The following is a 22,394-nucleotide window of genomic DNA, read 5'->3' as shown; positions in this document are numbered from 1 at the left end:
CCTAATATCTTACTTGTATAATAACTTTATTTTCTAATTGATTTAAAGCAATTTCAAGTTCACGTAGTATTTCCATTTCTATTGTATATCCATAAATCACAATAGTTTGAACTGAAATTTCATATTTACCAATGGCATTTATAAGAGCTTTTGTATTTTTTGTTTTCCATTTATCAGTAATAATATATATTCGTTGATTATTAATATAAGGAACTGTAATCCCATCAAAGTTTTTCATTTCTATAGGTACATCAAATCTATAATTATCTCTCACTAAATATGTGGTTAATATAGTTTCAAAACCTGATGAATTACTTTGTAATCCCAGACTCTCACTTGAAAATTTATCAATCATGTTATCAAAAATATCTAGTTGAATATCACCATCCAACACAATTTCTTCTAATGATTCTTGACTCGGTGAAACAATATTGAAATGCTGAAAACCTAAATCCATATTTTTATTAGTATATTCTTGTCTTATATTTTCACTTGCTCGTATTATACGATTACGCGAAATTTCATCGATAGATTTATACCCCTCTCTATAAGCTGCCATCCCCCCATTAGTAGCAACTTCGTCTCCCTTAGAATTAATAAAATAAGTTTTTTCAGGCAAAGTACACATTATAAATTTTCTATTGCCTTCATCTTCAGCATTTAATTGCATCACAGCTTCAGCTGTTGTGCCTGAACCGGCAAAAAAATCAAATATAATTGCTTCAGGATTATCAAAAGTAATCATATTAATTAAATATTTAACAAGTGAAACTGGTTTGGGATAATCAAATATTTTATCAAAACCTAATTTTGATAAGTGTTTAACTGCTTCTTCATTAGTACCTATATCTAATTCCTTGTAAAGTGCAGTATTGGGAGTTTTAAACCTTTCTGATTGAGACCTTTGATAACGTGGATTCATATTCTTTGTGTTAAAAGTAAAATAGGTTCCATTTTTAACTTCATCATTTATTTTTTTTTGTGTCCATCTAATTTGTGCAAAAACTCTAAATTCATTTTCATTTATCCCATTTTTAATATTTACTTCATCTAATAACTCAATTCTATCGAACTTGCTTGGAGGGATAGTGCCATTTTCAATAAAACCAAAATTAGCACTTTTTGCAGGAATAACTACCTCTCTTTTTTTATTACTTGCATTTAACAATGAGACAGATCCATTATCCAAAAGGGAACCAAAGTACTTTTTAGAACTTATATTTTTTTCATACACTAATATATATTCAGTTGTACTTCTAGACTTATTAGATAAAGCAGGTGGAGTTGAAGTCTTTGCCCATATGAATTGAACAGTAAAACTTCCTTCTCCAAAAATTTCATCCATTAATATTTTTAAATTTGCTTGCTCATTATCATCTATGGAAACAAATATTACGCCTTCATCTTTTAATAATTTTTTTGCTAAATAAAGCCTTGGATACATGAAAGTTAACCATGCATCATGTGTAGACCTTCCTTGAATAGACTTCAATCTTTTAAGTTCTTCATCACTAAGTTCAAACATATCTTTCAATTGGTCATCACTATAATCAAAATTATCCGGATATACAAAGTCATTTGAATTAGTATTATAGGGTGGATCAATATAAATAAAATCAATAGACTTAGCATAGTTTGATTGTAAATATCTTAACAATTCTAAATTGTCACCTGTAAAGAATAAATTTTTACTATTTATATTTATTGGTTTAGTATTATGATCTTTATCAGGTACAATCACAGATTTAGGAATTTCTCCCGATTGTTTTTTAGCATAATTTTTTCCAATAAAATTTAACTGATAACCACTAGATAACTCACCAACATTATATTCTTTTAAAGCGTGTTCAAATTTATCCAAATTGAATTTAGCACTCTCTATTAAATTCCCTTTATCATCGTATTTTTCTGAAGTGAAAAATTCGGGTAATTTATTAAATAACTCTTCCATAAAAGAAGAGTTAGATTTAACATTTTTATTATAGTTTTCATTATCTTTTAACATTTTATACGACCTCATTATTTTAATATTTGATTTAATTTCCGTTAAGTAATATTTACAAAATTTATTGCTTATATAATATATATTCTCTTTATCTTCTTTTAAAATTTAAACTCTCAAAACTCTATATAGTATAACAGTTAATTTTATAAGATTGCAATGCAATAACAAGTTCTCTTATTTAGGTATTAAAAAACCGCATCATTTATGATAAGCTTCCCCTTATCGGTGATATTGCTAAAAAAGAGAAGACACATTGTGTCTTCTCTTTTTTAAACAACTTTATAATTTATTTAACAGATTAGAGAAAAATTGAATGATCGATTGAATAATTTCCACAATACCGTCCCATATGCGTTGAAGGAGATTTCTATTTTCTTCTGTATTCAAATCTTTGGCTTTATCCTTCGCTTTATTCAATAAATCATCAGAGTTTTTTTCAATATTTTTTAATACATCTTTAGCATTTTGTTTAAATGCTTTAGGATCAGAGGTTAAGGCATTAGAATTTGCCACATTAATCATATTATTATTAATCATTTGAATTTGATTATCTGATAATATCTCTGATAAGCCACGCTCATCGAGGACTTTATTAACAGTGTCTTCAACTTGTTGTTGTGTGATTTGTTTATCTTGATTTTGTTTAATATCGGCAAGTTGTTCTTTAATATCTGCTATAGAAGCATTCAAAGCTTCATCTGAATACCCATCTTTACCTTTATTTTCTTCCGAAATTGTACCTAAATCATTCATTTCTTGGTTTGAATTTTGAATATCTTCATTATTTAGATCGTTACCTTTTTCTTCATAAGCTTTATAAATACCTGCTAAAGCACCTTCACCCGTTACTGGTTCTACAGAAGCTATATGTATTTTTGCATTTTTAATTCCTGCCGTAATTGCAGCATTTTGATATTGTTCGGATGTCACTTTTGTAATGTTATCTGGTGTATCAATTTTCACATCAACACCTTTACCCCATTTTTTATGTTCAATCGTTGCACTTGAATAAATATAATTTAAATTACTACTATTGGGGATATAATTACTCACATCATTGACGTTAACACTATAAGTTTCATAGTTATCATCAACACCTAAATTATCTTCAGTTTGTTGTAAATCTTGCCCTTCTAGGTCAGCACCTTTAATAAAAACAGGTTCATCCCAATCTGCTTTATTATCAGCTGCTTTAACAACTCCTGAAGCTGATAACAATAATGTAGCTACTGCTAAACTAGTTACTGTTTTTTTCATTTTCAAATACACCATCCCTTAAAATATTTCATATATTTATATTAATCGTATCCAATAACATGTTTTTGGATTGTTTCAATCATTTCTGAATCAGCCTGTGTCATGTCATACTTATAAATTTGGTTGAACCTTGGATTATAAATACCAATGTAACGTATATTCTCAAAGATAGGCTTTTGAGATGCCTTACCCATTAAATAATATATCACTAATTGAAGCGTACTATTTTTCTGTGGCAATTGTTTTGAAACTTTAAAATCCCACAAAGTATCTTCAGTTAGAAAGTCGCCATCTCCAGTATCAATAATGCTTGTATAACCCCCCTCAAATGTGAAACCATCCATTTTAACTTCACCAATTTGATTAAAAAATGAAAGACTTCTGTTTATAAGTGATTTTATATTATTAATTGTGTCTTGATCTGGAATTTTAAATTCTTTAGGCATGCTTCCTGCTCTATATACCATATCGTAATTTACCAATTGACATGCTTTAATAATAGATAGATCATCATTATCATTAATATCTTTTAACAATGATTCGGCTGTTTGTAATTCCCCAGCTAATTTTGCGCCAGTTAACGATATGGCAAATGATTTTTCTTTGTCTTGATTAGTCATCATACGAGTAAGGTAGTCTACGACTAAACCAATTGTTTGAGGTGCTATATTTTCATTTTTTGTATCTATAAATGTTTCTGGTTCTAGTTGCTTAACTTCAAATGATTTTCTGTTTAAATATCCACCACGGGGTTGTTTAACTTGTGAAATTCTTTGTGTAACACTAACCAATTAAATACTCCTTTTGATAATAATAATTTTATATTTATGAAGCGTTTGAAGTTTCTTTGTCATTTCCTGAACTTTTTGATTCTACATCTTGAGATTATTCATTTTCATAGTTGTTATCATCAGTATTTTCATCATTGTTTTGGTTGTTATTTTCTTGTGTTGCACCTGGATTTTGCTTATCCTCGCTAGATGGTTGTTCTATTTGTTGATTTGAATCCTCACGTCCCTCATTTTGCGAAGCTTCCTCGTTACTATTTTCTTGCTGTTCTTCATTATTTTGTTTTTGATTTGATTTATTATTATCTTCTTCAATGTTGTCTCGGTTTTGTTCATTTTTTGTATTTTCATTCGTTGATTGTTTACTATCATTATCTGTTTGATTATTTTCTTTTTTATTTTGAGACTGGTTGTTATTTGATGTTGATTGATTTGACTCATTGTCATATCCTTGTTCTTTTTGCCAATAATTACCTACGATTTTTGAAAGTTCTTTATATTTTTGTTCTGGTACATCAGAGTTGGCAGTTTCAAACTTAGGCATTCCTTTTTTGTATACGTAAGTATTGTAAAAATCAGCAGTTGAATTATAGATATCTTTATCTATATAACCGTTTTCCGCTTTTATAGGACCATCTGGATGTGTAATAGCGCCACCCGTTTTGATAATTTTTCCTGTATTTCTATCTATAATGGCGTGGTGCTTAACGGATTCGTTTATCCCACCAAAAGGCGTTTCAATAAAAATTTTATCATCATTACTTTTATCTTTATTGTAAATTAGATCATCTTTATTTTGAGTAAAATTGAGTATATCTTCGGAGTTAAAAGCAATAGATTTTGCTTCATCAATTGTTATAGGTTGACTATTTTGATTATTTGCTTCATTTGTTGTTTCTGCAGCATTAGACTCACCTTGAGATTGATTCTTTGTATTTTGATTGTTTTCTACAACTTCATCATTTGATTGATTTTCAGTTTGATCTGATTTTTTATCCCTTTCGTGTGCTTTATTATTGTCTTTTTTATCATTATCTTCCGTATTTTGACTGCAGGCACTTAAAATAATAAAAGAAGACAAACCTAATATACCTAACTTTCTAAATTTCATTAAATACATCTCCCATATGTAAGATTCACTTTCAATGTTATCAAAAAATAAAGCGTTATCAAATACAATAAAATAAAAATATACTATACTTAATACAACTAATATATTGATACTGTAATAACAAATGATTCATCTGTTTGTCTGTATTTCCATAACAATTTAAATGTTATAATTATTAATAAGATAATCGTTGATCATAATAGAAAAAATAAATTTAGAGGGATGTTATGGTATATCAAAGTGAATTTGCGTTAGAAACTGAAATGATGGAACAGTTAAAATCCAACGGCTATGAAACGGTAACGATCAGAAATGAACAACAATTATTAGATAATTTCCGTTCGGTATTGAATGAACGTCACGCTGATAAATTAAATGGGGAACCTTTAACAGATAAAGAGTTTCAACGCTTGTTAACCATGATTAATGGTAAAGGCATTTTTGAAAGTGCCCGTATATTACGTGATAAAATGCCTTTAAAACGTGATGATGAATCTGAAGTGTATTTATCATTTTTGGATACGAGGAATTGGTGTCAAAATAAATTTCAAATCACCAACCAAGTATCTGTAGATGACACATATAAAGCGAGATATGATGTCACAATTTTAATTAATGGCTTACCATTAGTACAAATTGAACTTAAACGTCGTGGTATTGATATCAATGAAGCATTTAATCAGGTTATGCGCTATCGTAAACAAAACTACACGGGCCTTTTTCGTTACATACAATTATTTATTATTAGTAATGGGATCGATACACGCTATATCTCTAATAATGATGGCGAAATATATAAAAGTCATATGTTTTATTGGAATGATAAAGAGAACAATCGTATCAATACATTAAATGAATTTACTGAAACATTTTTAAGACCGTGCCATATCGCTAAAATGATTTCACGCTATATGATTTTAAATGAAACAGACAATATCCTTATGGCCATGCGTCCATATCAAGTCCACGCTGTTGAAGCCTTGATACGTCAAGCTACAGAAACAAGTAACAATGGTTATATTTGGCATACGACGGGTAGTGGTAAAACATTAACTTCCTTTAAAGCGAGTCAAGTGTTGTCAGAACAAGATGACATCAAAAAAGTCATCTTCCTTGTCGACCGTAAGGATTTAGACAGTCAGACCGAAGAGGAGTTTAATAAATTCTCTAAAGGTTCCGTGGATAAAACGAATAATACGGCGCAGCTCGTTAAGCAATTAAAGGATAAGAGTTTACCACTTATTGTCACAACGATTCAAAAAATGTCTAAAGCAATTCAAAATAATGCAGAAGCATTGGATCAATATAAAACAGATAAAGTGGTATTCATTATTGACGAATGTCATCGTAGTCAATTTGGAGATATGCATCGCATTGTTCGTCAACATTTTAATAATGCGCAATATTTTGGTTTTACGGGTACACCGCGTTTTGAAGAAAACCAAAGTCAGGATGGTCGGAGTACTGCGGACATCTTCGGTCGCTGTTTACACACTTATTTAATTAAAGACGCGATTCATGACGGTAATGTATTGGGCTTTTCCGTAGACTATATCAATACCATTAAAGCTCAGAACATAGATACAGAGACAGACGAATTGGTTGAAGGTATTAATACTGATGAGGTTTGGTTATCTGATCAACGCGTTGAACTTATTGCACGTCATATTACAGAAAATCACGACAAATATACAAGAAACAGACAATATTCAGCGATATTAACCGTTCAGAGTATTCCAGCCCTTGTGAAATATTATGATACGTTTAAAAAGATCAGTAAGGATTATGAACATCCTTTAAAAGTCGCAGGTGTGTTCTCTTATGCCGCCAATGAAGAGCGTAATGAAGGAGAAGTAGATGAGGCACATTCTAGAGAAAAATTGGAAGAAGTCATCAAAGATTATAATGATAACTTTGGCACCAATTTCTCGACAGATACCTTCCAAGAATACTTTAATCATATCTCTAAAAATGTCAAAAAAGGTGTCAAAGGCAACAAAATTGATGTTTTAATCGTCGTTAATATGTTTTTAACAGGCTTTGATAGTAAGGTATTAAATACATTATATGTCGATAAAAAATTAAAATATCACGACTTAATCCAAGCCTATTCACGTACGAACCGCGTGGAAAAAGAAACTAAACCATTTGGTAAGATTGTGAATTATCGTGACTTGAAACAAAATACAGATAACGCCTTAAAGCTGTTCTCTCAAACGGAAGATACAGATCGTGTGTTAATGAGAGATTATGATGAATATAAAGCGGAGTTTGTTGATGCATTAGCTGAACTAAAAGCTGCTGCACTAAAACCTCAAGATATGGATCAAGTTCAAGATGAAAATGAGAAAAAAGCGTTTGTGGAGGCTTTCCGTTTAGTTTCAAAACTCGTGCTGAGATTGAAAGCCTTCGATGAATTTAACTTTACAAAGGCAAATATCGGTATGGATGAACAAGAATTTGAGGACTATAAGAGTAAGTATTTTGCGATATATGACGAAGTGAAGCCTAAACGAGGTGAAGTTGAAAAAGCCTCTATTCTCAACGATATTGATTTTGAAATTGAAATCTTACGTAATGATCGAATTAATGTCTCCTATATCATGGATCTCGTCAGACAAGTTGATTTAAAAGATAAAGCAGAACAGCAGCGTAATCGTGAACAAATTAGACGTATGTTAGACAACGCGGATGATCCAACTTTACGTTTGAAACGGGATTTAATTCGCGAATTTATCGATGACGTTATACCTGAATTGTCTGAAGAAGACAATATAGATGAAGCCTATATCCTATTTGAAAAAGCGAAACGTGAATCAGAATTCAATCAATTTGCACGTCAACAATTGGTTGATGAACAGATACTTAAAGATATCACCGGTGAATATGAATATAGCGGTATTGTCAATCAAGATCACCTTAAGGATCTTGTAGGAAATAAAAAGTTACGCGAAAAACGTCAAACGAAAAAAGCCGTAACATCATTTGTCGAAGAAATGACAGAAAAATATAGTAGCTAGAAACTATATCAAACCTTTGTGATAATAAATATTGCAGAGGTTTTGATATGTTCTACAAACACATAAAATAATTATATAAGCAAAGCAAAAGCATTTTAATAAATGGAGGAAATAACATGTCAATTACAGAGAAACAACGTCAGCAACAGGCTGAATTACATAAACGTTTATGGTCCATTGCCAATGATTTAAGGGGGAATATGGATGCGAGTGAGTTCCGTAATTATATTCTAGGACTCATCTTCTATCGCTTTTTATCAGAAAAAGCTGAAACAGAAGTTGCAGAAGCATTATCAGGTGAAGATTTAACATATGAAGAAGCATGGGAAGATGAAGAATATCGTGAAGACTTAAAAGCTGAACTGATTGAAAATGTGGGTTACTTTATTGAACCTGAAGACTTATTCAGTAGTATGGTTAAAGAAATCGAAAACCAGCGTTTTGATATTGAACATTTAGCACAAGCCATTCGAAAAGTAGAGACGTCTACGCTTGGCCAAGACAGTGAAGAAGACTTCATTGGTTTGTTCAGCGATATGGATTTAAGCTCAACACGTCTGGGGAATATGGTCAAAGAACGTACTGCCCTTATAGGTAAAGTAATGGTTAACTTAGGCGACCTACCATTTGTGCATAGCAATATGGAAATTGATATGTTAGGTGATGCTTACGAATTTCTAATTGGGCGTTTTGCGGCCAATGCAGGTAAAAAAGCTGGGGAATTCTATACACCTCAGCAAGTGTCAAAAATATTAGCGAAAATCGTTACATTAGGTAAAGACAAATTAAGAAATGTCTATGACCCTACGTGTGGTTCAGGCTCATTATTACTGCGTGTCGGTAAAGAAACAACGGTTTACCGTTACAATGGTCAAGAACGTAACAATACCACATACAACTTGGCTCGAATGAACATGTTGTTACATGATGTGCGTTATGAAAACTTTGATATTCAAAATGGAGACACTATGGAAAACCCCGCATTTTTAGATGAAAAATTCGATGCGGTTGTCGCTAACCCGCCTTACAGTGCGAAATGGTCGGCGGACAGCAAGTTCAATGATGATGAACGCTTTAGCAATTACGGGAAGTTAGCGCCTAAATCAAAAGCAGACTTCGCATTTATCCAACATATGGTGCACTATTTAGACGATGAAGGAACAATGGCGGTCGTCTTACCGCATGGTGTGTTATTCCGTGGAGCAGCTGAAGGCACGATACGTAAATATCTTATTGAAGAGAAAAACTATTTAGATGCAGTTATTGGTTTACCAGCCAATATTTTCTACGGCACTTCTATTCCAACATGTGTCCTTGTATTTAAAAAATGTCGTGAAGAAGCTCAAGATGTGTTATTTATTGATGCGTCTAATGAATTTGAAAAAGGTAAAAATCAAAACCATCTCACAGACGAACAAGTTGAAAAAATTATCGCTACGTATAAAAACAGAGAAACAGTTGATAAATATAGTTATACGGCAAGCCTCAAAGAAATTGAAGACAATGACTATAATTTAAATATTCCAAGATACGTTGATACATTTGAAGAAGAAGAACCGATTGATTTAAACCAAGTTCAACAAGAACTGAATCAAATCGATGATGAAATCGCAGACGTAGAACAAGAAATTAACGAGTATTTAAAAGAATTAGGAGTGTTAACACATGACTAATGAAATTAAGAATGTACCTGAATTGAGGTTCCCAGAGTTTAAAGAAGAGTGGAGCAAATTAAAATTAGGAGAATTAGCAGAAATTGTTAGAGGTTCATCTCCGAGACCAATAAGCGACCCTAGATGGTTTGACATTAATTCTGATATAGGGTGGCTTAGAATTTCAGATGTAACTGAACAAAACGGAAAAATTACAAAATTAGAACAAAAAATATCTAAAGATGGCCAAAAAAAGACTAGAGTTTTGCATAGTAAACATCTATTACTAAGTATTGCGGCAACTGTAGGTAAACCTGTTATTAATTATGTTAAAACTGGAGTACACGATGGTTTTTTAATTTTTCTTAGACCATTATTTGACATTGAGTTTATGTATCAATGGCTTGACGCGTATAGACCTAAATGGAAAAAATATGGGCAACCAGGCAGTCAAGTGAATTTAAATTCCGAATTAGTGAAGTCTCAAAAAATATATATGCCTCATTCTGTAGAACAAAAAAAAATCAGTGATTTTTTCAGCAAACTCGACCACCAAATTGAACTCGAAGAACAAAAATTAAAGAAGTTAGAAGAACAGAAAAAGGGATATATGCAAAAGATTTTTTCTCAAGAGTTAAGATTTAAAGATGACAATGGAAACAGTTATCCTGATTGGTCTATTAAAAAGATTGAAGATATTTCTAAGGTTAATAAAGGGTTCACTCCAAATACAAAAAATGATGAATACTGGGATGAATTAAATGAAAATTGGTTATCTATAGCAGGTATGACACAGAAATATTTGTATAAAGGAAATAAAGGAATTACTGAAAAAGGAGCATCAAAGCATGTAAAAGTAGATAAAGATACTCTAATAATGAGCTTTAAATTGACTTTAGGTAAGTTAGCTATAGTAAAAGAGCCTATCTATACAAATGAAGCTATATGTCATTTCGTATGGAAAGAAAGTAATGTTAATACTGAGTATATGTACTACTATTTAAATTCTATAAATATAAGTACTTTTGGTGCACAAGCAGTTAAAGGAGTAACATTAAATAACGATTCAATTAATAGTATTATAGTAAAGTTACCAGTGATACAAGAACAAAATAAAATAGCATACTTTTTCAATGAATTAGATAAATTAATAAGAAAACAATACGCTAAAATTGAATTACTAAAACAACGTAAAAATGGATTACTACAAAAGATGTTTGTGTAGTTCTGATAAAAGACCTATTATGTTAATTGAAATTAGAAAAAAATAAGCATTAGAGCATCCCTCACCGCAAAGTGAAGGATGCTCTGTTTTTATTGTAATTAGTATAGTCTTTATTTTGATAGATAATTATTAATGATTGTCTGTAAATCATTGTTAAGTACCGTTGTAATAGAGTCATCATTTATAAAATCATCATAGATTTTATCAAGTATTTACTCATCATCGATGGCTGTGAAATGATGCACCAGACCTTTTACTATTGAAATGTAATTTTGAGATGCTAAACAACTAGCAATTATTCGCCAGTCCGATTGTTTAGTTCCATGGTTCATAGATAATTCTCCTTTATTTTAGTGTCCATTTTTGACGCGCTTTAGGGTTCAGTGGATGCATGACTTCACTTGTTACTGGATTAATGAGCTTTTTTACTTTCTTTTTATGAGGTTTTAACATTTCCATCACTTGTTCAACACGTTCGACGACAACTGGTCGCTTCGCATAGGCTCCATAAGCAAGAATCACTGTGTCACTTTCACTTATCGCTTTCATCAAGTGAATATCTGTGTGCTCATCGTATGGCTCTTTGATATGTTTGAGGTTTTCTGGTGTTTTGATATTAGAGAATAGGTTCACAAGATATACAGAACCATATTTATCAGACTTCGCTAATTGGTTAAGAATTAGAACGGTTGTTAGATCGAGGGAAAGTATGCCATCTAAATGAGGGTACATCGTTATGACTGTACATGCGGATTTCTTTTCATCCCACGTCTTTTTGAGTAAGTAGCGATGTTGTTCATCGTCGCTAAATATAGCTTCTGTGTGTATCGTACTTTTGATTGTATTCATAGTATTCACTTCCTTTAGTATTCTTCCGGTAGTAACATGACGTAATAAGAAAGGTCTACATCATCTTCTCGGATAATGTAGACCTTATTTATATTGATAGCTTTTGAATAATTAGCTTTATGTGTTTTGATGTACTCAGGACGTTCTTGTTTGTGTTTGATATATAGTCGATCATTGTGCATGTTGAACTGGAAAATATGAAAGTAATCTATTTCTTCTAGTTCCTTAGACTGTTCGTTTTCACGTTGAGCTACAAGTTGCCATAATTGATGTTGTAAGATGATAGGTAAGCTATTGGCAATACCACGAGTGATATATCTATTCATAAGCGTTTTCCTTTCGTTCTGATTCTTTCATCCAAATGATAATTTCACTAAGAATTGTAATGACGAGTTGTGTAATTTTGATGTATTTATGCATATTATTGTCCTCCTGTTAGTAAGTATCGTTGATCCAAAAGGGGCATGATAGTGTTGTGTAGGTATAAGAAATCCATATCGTGGTTTTCATCAATATAACCAATGGCTATGAGCTGTTTCTGATAGTAGAGGATAAAGGGGTATATATGTCTTTCGTGAAGTGTATCAGAGTAGTAAATATACGTATGAAGGATTTTATTGGTAAGTGGGCCAAGTCTTACATATTGGTCAGGAAGGATATTATCTGCCACTTCCTCGATAGATTCACATTCCCATTTTTCGACCTTTGGTAGATTAAATAAGTTGATTATATAGTGCTTGAGTTGTTGTTCTAGTGTCATTGTTATGACCTCCTAATGTATTGGATTGACGTATGCATGTGATACATCATTTTGATAATATATATTTGATTTTTATTTCATTTCTCTCACTTTTTTCACTAATAACTAAGTGGTAAAAGTGGAAATTTGGTCGATGAAATAATCATTTTGACCATATATTTCAAATTGGAATTTGGGCATAAAAAAAGACCCCCAATCTTTTTTCAAAGATTGAGGGATAAGACTTTCGTCAATTTTATACCTTACAAGTTTTACTTGTTTATCTGTCGTAATTTCAATAGAGTCAATCAACATCTTCATAAGTTGATTTTTTGCTTCTGGTGTAGCTTCTCTCAAGTAGATACTAAATCGGCTAATCATCATGGTTAAACGGCTTTTAAGTTTATCAAAATCAGGTACTTCAGCTTGTGATTCCCTAGCTTGTTGCGTTTCTTTAATTTGCTTATCTAACATCTCTAGTTGTTCATTTATCTGACTTTGTTTTGCTTTTAACATTTCGCTATCCATTTGATCATCTAAGAACAATTCTAACAATCGTTCTTGTTGTGTTTTAAGCTTAGCTTTTTGTTTTTCTAAACTATCAATGTCATATTTAATTTCTGTTTGGTTACTATGCTTTTGTTTCAGTTCTTCTATCACATTTGATGCAATCTGCTTAATAACATCAGGTTGTGAAAGAATACGATTCAAATGAACATTGATTACGCGTTCGACGACTTCAGCATTAATCGCATTACTATGACATGCAGAACTCCCTGAGCGGTTGAATAATGAACAAATGTAATAGCGTTTGATTGTCCGTTCTTTCGACTTTTTCGTTTTATAATAAGTCCGTCGGCATACCATATTATTGCCGCACTCTGGACATTTAATGAGCCCACGAAGATAGAAATCTCCACCAATAGGTCTGCCCGGTTTAAAACTTTTAGAAGCTAATTTTTCATGAACTTGATCAAATACCTCTTCACTTATAATGGCTTCATGTTTACCTTTGACCAATATCACATCATTTTTATCACTTTTACCACTTCTTCGCTGTACAGCCCAATTTTGATGGTTATTGAATCTGACATAGCCTTTATAGACTGGATTATTCAAAATATATTTAACCCCATACACTGAAAATGGCTTTTGATTAATGGTACGATACCCCTTTTGATTCAGTACGGTTGTAATAGCTTTGAGTCCTTTATTATGATTCAAGTATAAATCGAAGATTTCACGTACGATATTAGCTTCATTTTCATCAATAACTAAATCATTTTTCTGTGTCAGTGGGTTAAGTGATAATTTGTAGCCGAGCACTCGACCAGTTATTGCTTCTCCACTACGTGCTTTGGCATTCATGGACATTTTGACGTTACTGATAAGTGTTGAACGCTCGATGGATCCTATTAATCCAAACATTGTAACGAGTACTTCTCCAGAGGCATTGGATGTATCAATATTCTCAGAAATCGATTTATACCCTACGCCATGTTCTTTGAATTCATGAATGATATTAAACACATCTCTCATTGATCGTGAGATACGATTCAATTTCCAACTTAACACCATTTCGATTTTATTATCCTTAACATCTTGTAATAGACGTTTCATTGCTGGTCGACCTTCAATATTTTTACCTGATATACCGGAATCGATATAAGTTTCATAGTCATAACCTGGATAGTTTTTCACAACTTCTTTGATGAGCACTTGTTCTTGTTCATGGATTGAATATCCACGTTCAGATTGCTCAGATGTGCTTACACGTGAATATAGTGCAATTTTCTTACTCATAATGTACCGCTCCTTTTATTAGATTATTGTTACAGACCATCGGTCTTGTAACATCACATGGATAATATATATTTATAACTTCGTTTCATTTTTATCACTTTTGCCACTTAATAATATGAGTACTACAGGCATTAGCCTGTAGTACATAATTAGCTTAAATTAGCTTACTTACTTTTATTCATACGCTCTTCTATAAGAGGTACAAGCACTTCTACAAATGCTTCAATTTGTTCATTATTCAAATTACTTCTCACCTTTCAACACCTGGTTTCACAGTCATTTTGTTATAAATCATCATTCGAACTTTAAATTCAATGTTTCAGCAAGTTTTTTGTCAATTTTTATGTGATAATAGACAATTGATTCCATTTCGCCATTATTATTCTTTACTTTTCTTTGATTTGTTTTTCTATCTTTATCTGTAACTAATTTATTGTCGTTAGCTAATGATTTAATTACATTTTTTGTATCTTCAAACCCATTGTCCCTTAATATGCGTTCGAAAACGGAACGAATAATCCTCACTTCTATATAGTCATTTTGCGCTATTATCACTCCATTGTTTTCTATCATATTAGACAATGGACCACCATGGCTAAATTTGCCTGAATTTACAGCTATATACTGAATAAGAACTTCCATTGCTTTCTCTGTTAATGAACGTTCTAATATTGTGCTATTATGATAATTTAATAGATAGTTTCTTATTTCCTCTATGCCTAGCTTTACATCTAATGCTAATTCAAAAACTGTTGCCGAAGTCAATATAACAGCATACCTACTTATCATTCGTATGCCTGTTTTGCTTTCTTCATTTGCTAATGCTAATTTAAACCACTGTCTATGTTCTTCGTAAATAGTCACCAATTGCTCTTCATTATTTAATAAATACTCAGATATTATTGGCAATACATGACCATAATTTTTTCTTACAACTTTTTTGATAGCATCTGAATTCGAAGATGATGATGTAATTGCCTCATTAATTTCAATGATACGTACTCTTAATCCATCATTTTTGGCAGAGTTACTAAAAATGCTATACTCGCCTGTTGAAATAATAGAAGTACCTGAATTAAATTTCTCCCTTGTATTACCATTTTTATCTGCTCGCTCTCTTCCTTGCCCTTCGCTTATTGAATATAACAAGTTGGTTAGATTACTAATTGTAGAAGTCGATAACTCATCAAATATTACTGGGACACCAAAATTTGAACTCATGATATTTTCAACCCCAACTTTAGTCGCATTCCAACTACAAAATAAAGTATTATCTCCTTTATTAACATTTCCCGCTATTGAACCAGCTAACATAGCTGCTGTAGTTTTCCCACTTGAAGACTGTCCTGTCAATGAATACACTATTCCTGTATACTCAATTTCATTTAAAAAGAATAAATATCTAGTAACTAAAGCACTCACTCCAAAGATAGTAACTAGTTCCAATAGAACATTGCCACTCACTTGTTCCTGAAACATTGTTAACCATTCACTTAATTCACCCTTAGGAGCTAAATCATATTTATTATCACAAACCACTTGATTCATATCTTCTTCAGTCATTGAAGGACTAAAATAGAGATCATCTAAAACAATAACTGTTCCTTTATTTGTAGGTATAACACCAACACCTTTATAAAAACTACTTTTCACTGTACTATCTCTATACTCTTGTAAAGCATTACTCAATTCTTTAATCCTATTTTCATTAATAGTGAATCCCATTTCTATCAATTTAAACAAGTTACGTGAACTTAATATACTTGAATCTAAAATGTATTCATCACCATCTATGTCTTGTATGATAATCTGTTCTTTTTTATATACTCGATCTTTATACTTAGCGACTATAAAAATTGGAGAAGCTAGTTTAACTAGCCTCTCACCTTCTCCATCATTGCTACCTTTCATTTTCTTAAAGCAACCATTTGAATCAATTAAATATTTATCATTTTCAAACTTCATTTCTTTTTTCCTCCATGCAAAATCTTATTTACAAATACTAGCTAAATATCATCGATACTGTAAAAATCTGTTAGTCTCACGAAAATACGTTGATTTTTATTGCAAACCATTTCAAAGTGTGAAGATCCATGCAACATTACATAATTTCGAAATCGATGTTCGACATCTTCTATTAAATTTGCTGCCGGATCTTTTACACCTATATCTATTAGCAAATTTTTTACAGTGAATCTTTCATTTGCTCTTTTACTTAGCGCCTCTGGTTTACATTTTAAAAACAATTCTCTGCTCATATTACCTAACCTCTTCTATTTCGAATAAAAACTTCATTATCTAATCCATCCATATAAATGCACCCTTTATATTCGTAAAAGAAGAGATGAAACAACGTATTGACTAATTTATATTCAATTGGATTGCTAAATTCATGAATTAAATCTACGCCTAATTCTATTTCACAACCTTCTAATGAAAACGATTCTTCATCTTGTGTATCTATTCCTATTGAGATTAATTGATATAATACTTCAATAGCATGTTGACTTAATTCAGTTTGAATTGATGCGTAATTATTATTACCATCCATTGATATTAAAAAATTATCTGTTTTTATTTCCATTTTCTTTGCCTCCTAAATTAATTATTTATCTTTTGAAAATTTTAATTATTATATTTTCTGCTTCCCCTTCTTGTAACTGGCATAGCGTGAAATGTTCTTCAAGATACATTTCAAGTAAAATGTTTATAGCATATACTTCATCATCGTAAATATCGCCATAAACATTGTCACCAACCATATCCAATAAGTCGTATATTGAAAATTCAGTTCCCCTTGGCAACATCAAAGCTTGTCCAATCAAAAGAGTAATTAAATTTTTACAATCACTTGTTATTGTGAATTGTGTAGTATACTTAAATTGCTCTCCTTTTATAGTTTCAATTTCTATGTGATGAATATCCTCATCCTGGGTATAAAGTTCTTTTATTATATACGTTTTCATAATAAAAACCTCCTTGGAATTATGCTCAAGTAATAACTTAAGCTAGGTATAATATACATCCCTATAGGGAAGAAATTTTCCATTTTTGAAAAAAATAAATGGAATTGGACCGAGCAAAATATTTGACAAATTAATATTAAGAGGTGATTTTTTGGAATTGAAGTTCAAACAAACCGAAAGTAATAAGTACATCTTTTTAGGATATATTTTTGATTATTGCAGAGAGTCATTAAAGACATTAGATATTAATAAATCTTTAAATATTTCCATAAAACGCTTAAGCATAGAGGATAATTTTAGAGAGTATGTTTGCAATGGTGTTGTGATACACATTTCTGATGAAGATATAAAATCTATTATTAAATATAGTAATCCAAAGGTAGCATATAAATTGTTAATTCGACGTGTTTTAGATGCACTTTATGATGCTTTAGAAGATGATTTAAACAAGGAGACTAAATTGGCACTTTGGAATAATTTTGAGAGATCAACACTTGATTTTTTCAAATTAAAATTTGTTGACAAAGATATGGTAACACTACCAAAGATGATGTTTGAATATGATTATATGGGTAAGTACTTAATGAAGGATATTGAGAAAAAGAAATTACGTATGCAAAGACATACTGAAATCAATAGAAGTTTTGGAGATTCTTTTACTCCATCATTTTTTGATTTTTCAGGCCAAACAATTATTGATCATGAAACAGATAGAGATGGTATTCAAGAGTTATTTCAGAATTTTATTAGTGGGGATATTCAAAAGATAACTAAGCCTCAATTACCCAAATCAATTAGTTTAATAGACACTAATGAAGAAGCTAATTGTTTATGGGAATACAAACCTGAATCTATTTTTGCTCTACACAATATCATGGAGTATTTTGACAAAAAATTCTATACTATTGTGAATGAGAATTTGACCTTCGACTTATCTGATGTTAAAGACTTTGCAACAGATGACATTAATTCATCTAATCAAGAAGCCATCGGAAATGGGGCTATATACAATAAATTTAATCCTCAAAGTTTTGTATTTCATGAATTTGTTATTATTTCTGCCATAGCCAATTTTTACAAAAATCCATACTTAAAAATGATAAATATGGGAAAGTTTTCGTCACAGCCATCTAATACTTTTAATATATTTACCAAAGATTTTAATAATATACCTTTGTATATGAGTGACTTCATTATAAAAAAAAGTAGTACTTTTGCTGATGACTTAATTGACTTTATATGGGTAAAACTTAAAAACAAAATTAATAAAAGTAAACAACAAGATGTAGCATACTTAATTGAGAAAATTTTTAGCTTAAGCTTTACACCTTTAAATACAAAAAAACATTATAATGCAGTTCAAAGTACATATAATATTACACAAGCGTTAATATCTATTATCAATGATACTTCTAATTTTAATAATTTTATTAACTACGAAAATTTAATTAACAATGTAATTGATTTAATTAATGATTGGATAGAACAAAACAATCATTTTGTCCAACAAATGGAAAGTGACATAGCATCATTGAACCTTGTGTCAGATAATTATTACCTAGACATATTAGAAGTCAAAGAGCTAGACAATGATTATAATGATGATGGACTACTTAATTCAATAGCTTCTTTCAACTTATTTTTAGATAACCTAACTAATAAAGTAGATGAAAGACTAGTTTGTACCCTAGTTGCAAAAACTATTAAAAAAGTTTAACAAGTAACTTTATATAAACCACAAAACCTCTTAAAATAAAATACATTTTTTGATAAAATAATTATTATACTAAATCTATATTTATATTTTATTACTTATAAATTTTAAGTGGTTTTGTGGTTTTCCAAATAATTTTATATATTAACAGCACTTTAAACCAAAACTTACTATAATCATATATTTTTAAGTATATCCCAAGAACGCTCTCGTTTTAATTTTTGACGTGAGTAGCACAAACCATTTTGATATTATACTTATTCATTAATAAATTTATTTTATTTATTTATATAATATATTTTAAAAACCCGATGATATTGAAATTTACAATATTATCGGGTTAGCTATAATATTTTATAATGATATTGATTATAATGATTTCATCATTTAGATATCCGTAATTCGAGCAAAAATATAGAAAAGTTTTTAAATAAACAACTTCAATCTATAATTCTAAATTCCCTACTACTTTCATAGCGACTTTATTAATCTTTTTATCAATAATTTCCTTTTTATTTTTACTTCTATTTAAATTATCAAGGTGGTATGTTGTAATTTTATATATTCCCGCAAGGTTTAATGGATATTTAAGTACATGGTATCCCATTCTCTTTTTTAATTTATGAAAAATTTCTGGGCCTCCCTGCGTGTACAAAATGATTGCTTTTTTATCTTTCCATAAACCCTTTTTAAAATATTGCTTTCTTTTAAAACTAAATGCATTTTCTGGCCAAAATGCTTGATCAATAAAACTTTTCATTATTGGTGGAACATTGAACCAATATAGTGGATAAATAAAAATTAATGTCTCTGATTCATTTAAAGTATTGATTATATACGTTTGCTGTTTTGTTGGTTCTGAATAGTAACCATTCTCCAATATTAATGAAAGATCCATTTGTTGCAAATTAAATATATGTAAATCATTTTTATCTAACTTCTTTAAAATTGTCTTATATAACTCAAAGCATACTCCTGACTGGTTACCTCCGTATATAATACTAATCATTATGTTCTCTCCTTTGATTGAGTTCTTTTAGAATTGTTTCTTTATTTAGTTCATATTGGTTATCTTTAGATAATTCATGAATTTTTTTAAGCTTATTCAGTATCAATATTTGATTATTCAACTCATCTTCTTTTTCTTGTATCACTTTATTTATATACTCCACAGAATTAATATTACAAGTCTGCGTTGTCGGCTTATGAAATAATTCAATGATGTACTTCATATCTTCTAACCCTATATCTAACGCTTTTAAGTCCATAATCATTTTCAAATCTATCATAGCCGTGTCATCGAAATACCTATATTGGTTCGTGTCTCTCGGTATTCTGAGTAAGCCAATTTTTTCATAATATCTGATTTTCGATTTAGCGATATTTAGTTTTTTGGAAACTTCATCAATTCTCATGTAACACAACCTCCTTATTTTCAAATCTACCATTAAACATTACTTTAAGGTCAATTGTTCTTTACTATCATCTATGTATTATTGGTCATTTATTATTGTAAAATAGTTTTTAAGATATAAAAAATGAAGGACACATCTACACGATATTGTGTCCTTCACTTAATTACATTAACTTATCGAATCCATTAGTTTATAAAAATATTTTGCTTTATGTGACTTATTCAACTCATACCATGCTTCCAATGTATCTGGTTCAAATACGTCTATCTTTTTCAATACTTCCATAGCAAATTCTAGCGGCGCAATACCTGACGCAGTAATTAAATTTTCATCAGACACAGCCGACTTCATTTCAAAATATTTTTCTCCTCTATAATTTGGACACGTCATTTTAGTATATTCTAAGTTATTACTCGTGTGTTTCCTAGTATCTATGTACCCACTATTAGCTAAAGCATCCACTGCACCACAAATTGCAGCAATAATTGTTCCTTCATCTAATGCAGTACCAACTCTTTCTAATATCGGTTTATGTACTTGGTCATTCCAATTCATTCCTCCAGGTAAAATTAGAAGATCATTGTGTTCTACCTTACATTTACCGAAAGTCATATCTGGCGCTATATGTAATCCACCCATTGTTTTTACTGATTCCTTAGTAGCACCTACAGTTATTACGTTTAATGGTTCTAACCCATTTTTAAAATATCTTCCTGAGTTCAATTCAGCAATTAAATAACCGTACTCCCAATCTGACATTGTATTAAATACATAAAGATATACTTTTGATATTTTCATAAAATCATTCTCCATTCACTATTCATATAACAAAATGTAACATAGCTTCCCTGACAACTAACGTCAAGGAAGCTATTATTTTTGATAGAATTCAATTAAATCGGACAAGTTCTTAATCATTTCTTCTTTTAAACTCAAAGGCTCTACAACTCGAACCCCTTTACCATATGACAACAATAATTGCGGTACGTATTTATTCATAATTGTTTCTTCAAGCTGAAAAACTGCTTGATTGAATGTTCTTTCTTTTAAGTAATGTCCTAGAAACCAATGGTGACAAATTTCATCTAATGTACTTACATCTCCATTAATTACTAAAGTTGTTGTTGCATCTTCATTTTCCTTAATTGGCAACAAATTCCCCATAAAAAAGTTTTCTGCTGAAAAGTCTTCGGGCTGTTCAAACGTTTCATCAGTTAATATGAGCCTTTCTATTCTATCCACTCTAAATGTTCGAACATCATCTCTAAGATGGCAATATGCGACTAAATACCATTTGTTTTTCCAGTAAATAATTCTGTACGGATCCACCTGCCTGTCATTTGATGTGTCATCGCTTCTTTTCCAATATGAAATAATGACAGAATTTCTATTAACTACGCAATATTCTAATGCTTCTAAATGGCTATATGAAGGATATATGTTATTTTGCTTAATTACTTCAAGACTAGACATATGTTTCTCTATTTCACTTTCTTGATCCAATTTCGAATGGTTTCTTAACTTTCTAATAGCACTATTTAACGAATTTCCACCATAATAACCCGCTTCTTCTGCAAAATTTGCGGCATGACATAATGCAATTTGTTCCTCAGAATTAAAAAAGAGTGGCGCTTCAATAAAATCATTTAACAATGTATATCCACCATTATGTCCAGTATCTGAAATGATGGGCACGCCACTTTTTGAAAGTGTATCCATATAGCGATACACAGTTCTGATATTCATTTCTAGCTTGTCTGAAATTTGCTTGGCAGTAACTTTCTTATCTGAACTAAGCATCCATAGAACTGCAAGTAAATTATCCATTTTAGCCATCATACTAACCTCTT

20 protein-coding genes and 1 pseudogene are annotated in these 22,394 nt (G+C 30.7%); 4 read left to right on the top strand and 17 right to left on the bottom strand.

The window, feature by feature from the left end; all coding sequences use genetic code 11:
• Nucleotide 1 precedes the first annotated feature (1 nt).
• From MUA51_RS00255 to MUA51_RS00240, 4 genes are all read right to left on the bottom strand, one after another.
• Nucleotides 2-2,005 (bottom strand): site-specific DNA-methyltransferase, encoded by a 2,004-nt coding sequence (locus tag MUA51_RS00255; RefSeq protein ID WP_262559918.1) that lies wholly within the window; start codon nucleotides 2,003-2,005, stop codon nucleotides 2-4.
• 279 nt (nucleotides 2,006-2,284) lie between these two features.
• Entirely contained in the window at nucleotides 2,285-3,262 is a 978-nt protein-coding gene (locus MUA51_RS00250; protein WP_262559917.1) for a DUF1002 domain-containing protein, read from the bottom strand.
• Nucleotides 3,263-3,303: 41 nt separating this feature from the next.
• On the bottom strand, nucleotides 3,304-4,053 hold the full coding sequence (locus MUA51_RS00245) for a hypothetical protein (protein WP_262559916.1): 750 nt from the start codon (nucleotides 4,051-4,053) through the stop codon (nucleotides 3,304-3,306).
• 94 nt (nucleotides 4,054-4,147) lie between these two features.
• The gene (locus tag MUA51_RS00240; protein WP_262559915.1) at nucleotides 4,148-5,161 is read right to left on the bottom strand and encodes a hypothetical protein; all 1,014 of its coding nucleotides are present in this window, start codon (nucleotides 5,159-5,161) and stop codon (nucleotides 4,148-4,150) included.
• A gap of 227 nt (nucleotides 5,162-5,388) precedes the next feature.
• On the opposite strand from MUA51_RS00240, the gene MUA51_RS00235 reads away from it, so the two are divergent.
• From MUA51_RS00235 to MUA51_RS00225, 3 genes are all read left to right on the top strand, one after another.
• Entirely contained in the window at nucleotides 5,389-8,181 is a 2,793-nt protein-coding gene (locus MUA51_RS00235) for a type I restriction endonuclease subunit R (protein WP_262559914.1), read from the top strand.
• Between the two features lie 116 nt (nucleotides 8,182-8,297).
• Nucleotides 8,298-9,854, top strand: a complete 1,557-nt coding sequence (locus MUA51_RS00230; RefSeq protein WP_262559913.1) for a type I restriction-modification system subunit M — start codon at nucleotides 8,298-8,300, stop codon at nucleotides 9,852-9,854.
• Nucleotides 9,847-11,058, top strand: coding sequence for a restriction endonuclease subunit S (locus MUA51_RS00225; RefSeq protein ID WP_262559912.1), 1,212 nt, complete (start codon nucleotides 9,847-9,849; stop codon nucleotides 11,056-11,058). The genes MUA51_RS00230 and MUA51_RS00225 overlap by 8 nt, the downstream gene beginning before the upstream one ends.
• A gap of 110 nt (nucleotides 11,059-11,168) precedes the next feature.
• Here the strand turns inward: MUA51_RS00225 and MUA51_RS00220 are convergent.
• The 9 genes and pseudogenes from MUA51_RS00220 to MUA51_RS00180 form a co-directional block, all read right to left on the bottom strand.
• Nucleotides 11,169-11,390, bottom strand: a pseudogene (locus MUA51_RS00220) (hypothetical protein).
• 13 nt (nucleotides 11,391-11,403) lie between these two features.
• Nucleotides 11,404-11,907 carry a DUF1643 domain-containing protein gene (locus tag MUA51_RS00215; protein WP_096808021.1) on the bottom strand — a complete coding sequence of 168 codons (504 nt, stop codon included), beginning with the start codon at nucleotides 11,905-11,907 and terminating at the stop codon, nucleotides 11,404-11,406.
• A gap of 14 nt (nucleotides 11,908-11,921) precedes the next feature.
• The gene (locus MUA51_RS00210) at nucleotides 11,922-12,233 is read right to left on the bottom strand and encodes a DUF960 domain-containing protein (RefSeq protein ID WP_262559909.1); all 312 of its coding nucleotides are present in this window, start codon (nucleotides 12,231-12,233) and stop codon (nucleotides 11,922-11,924) included.
• A 95-nt stretch (nucleotides 12,234-12,328) separates the two neighbouring features.
• Nucleotides 12,329-12,667: an SAUGI family uracil-DNA glycosylase inhibitor gene (locus MUA51_RS00205; RefSeq protein ID WP_262559908.1), complete on the bottom strand. Its 339-nt coding sequence runs from the start codon at nucleotides 12,665-12,667 to the stop codon at nucleotides 12,329-12,331.
• A 105-nt stretch (nucleotides 12,668-12,772) separates the two neighbouring features.
• The gene (gene ccrC / locus MUA51_RS00200) at nucleotides 12,773-14,449 is read right to left on the bottom strand and encodes a cassette chromosome recombinase CcrC (RefSeq protein WP_262559907.1); all 1,677 of its coding nucleotides are present in this window, start codon (nucleotides 14,447-14,449) and stop codon (nucleotides 12,773-12,775) included.
• A gap of 294 nt (nucleotides 14,450-14,743) precedes the next feature.
• Nucleotides 14,744-16,414 (bottom strand): cassette chromosome replicative helicase, encoded by a 1,671-nt coding sequence (gene cch1 / locus MUA51_RS00195; protein ID WP_262559906.1) that lies wholly within the window; start codon nucleotides 16,412-16,414, stop codon nucleotides 14,744-14,746.
• Between the two features lie 41 nt (nucleotides 16,415-16,455).
• Nucleotides 16,456-16,707: a hypothetical protein gene (locus MUA51_RS00190; RefSeq protein WP_142019159.1), complete on the bottom strand. Its 252-nt coding sequence runs from the start codon at nucleotides 16,705-16,707 to the stop codon at nucleotides 16,456-16,458.
• A gap of 5 nt (nucleotides 16,708-16,712) precedes the next feature.
• On the bottom strand, nucleotides 16,713-17,033 hold the full coding sequence (locus tag MUA51_RS00185; protein WP_142019158.1) for a hypothetical protein: 321 nt from the start codon (nucleotides 17,031-17,033) through the stop codon (nucleotides 16,713-16,715).
• 25 nt (nucleotides 17,034-17,058) lie between these two features.
• Nucleotides 17,059-17,415, bottom strand: coding sequence for a hypothetical protein (locus tag MUA51_RS00180; RefSeq protein ID WP_262559905.1), 357 nt, complete (start codon nucleotides 17,413-17,415; stop codon nucleotides 17,059-17,061).
• A 151-nt stretch (nucleotides 17,416-17,566) separates the two neighbouring features.
• Here MUA51_RS00180 and MUA51_RS00175 point away from each other — a divergent pair, with 151 nt between their 5' ends.
• Nucleotides 17,567-19,132, top strand: coding sequence for a hypothetical protein (locus MUA51_RS00175; protein ID WP_262559904.1), 1,566 nt, complete (start codon nucleotides 17,567-17,569; stop codon nucleotides 19,130-19,132).
• Between the two features lie 442 nt (nucleotides 19,133-19,574).
• On the opposite strand, the gene MUA51_RS00170 is transcribed toward MUA51_RS00175, so the two are convergent.
• The 4 genes from MUA51_RS00170 to MUA51_RS00155 form a co-directional block, all read right to left on the bottom strand.
• Complete coding sequence (locus MUA51_RS00170; RefSeq protein ID WP_142019155.1) at nucleotides 19,575-20,138, bottom strand: NAD(P)H-dependent oxidoreductase; 564 nt, start codon at nucleotides 20,136-20,138, stop codon at nucleotides 19,575-19,577.
• Nucleotides 20,131-20,544, bottom strand: a complete 414-nt coding sequence (locus tag MUA51_RS00165; RefSeq protein ID WP_040030477.1) for a MerR family transcriptional regulator — start codon at nucleotides 20,542-20,544, stop codon at nucleotides 20,131-20,133. The genes MUA51_RS00170 and MUA51_RS00165 overlap by 8 nt, the downstream gene beginning before the upstream one ends.
• A gap of 168 nt (nucleotides 20,545-20,712) precedes the next feature.
• Complete coding sequence (locus tag MUA51_RS00160; RefSeq protein ID WP_040030476.1) at nucleotides 20,713-21,342, bottom strand: type 1 glutamine amidotransferase family protein; 630 nt, start codon at nucleotides 21,340-21,342, stop codon at nucleotides 20,713-20,715.
• 75 nt (nucleotides 21,343-21,417) lie between these two features.
• Complete coding sequence (locus tag MUA51_RS00155; RefSeq protein WP_262559903.1) at nucleotides 21,418-22,380, bottom strand: helix-turn-helix transcriptional regulator; 963 nt, start codon at nucleotides 22,378-22,380, stop codon at nucleotides 21,418-21,420.
• Between the last annotated feature and the right edge of the window lie 14 nt (nucleotides 22,381-22,394).

The sequence above is a fragment of the Staphylococcus sp. IVB6214 genome, from assembly GCF_025558585.1.
Classification (GTDB): domain Bacteria; phylum Bacillota; class Bacilli; order Staphylococcales; family Staphylococcaceae; genus Staphylococcus.
Note: the sequence above shows the minus strand (reverse complement) of the source record. Positions and strands in the feature narration are given on the sequence as shown.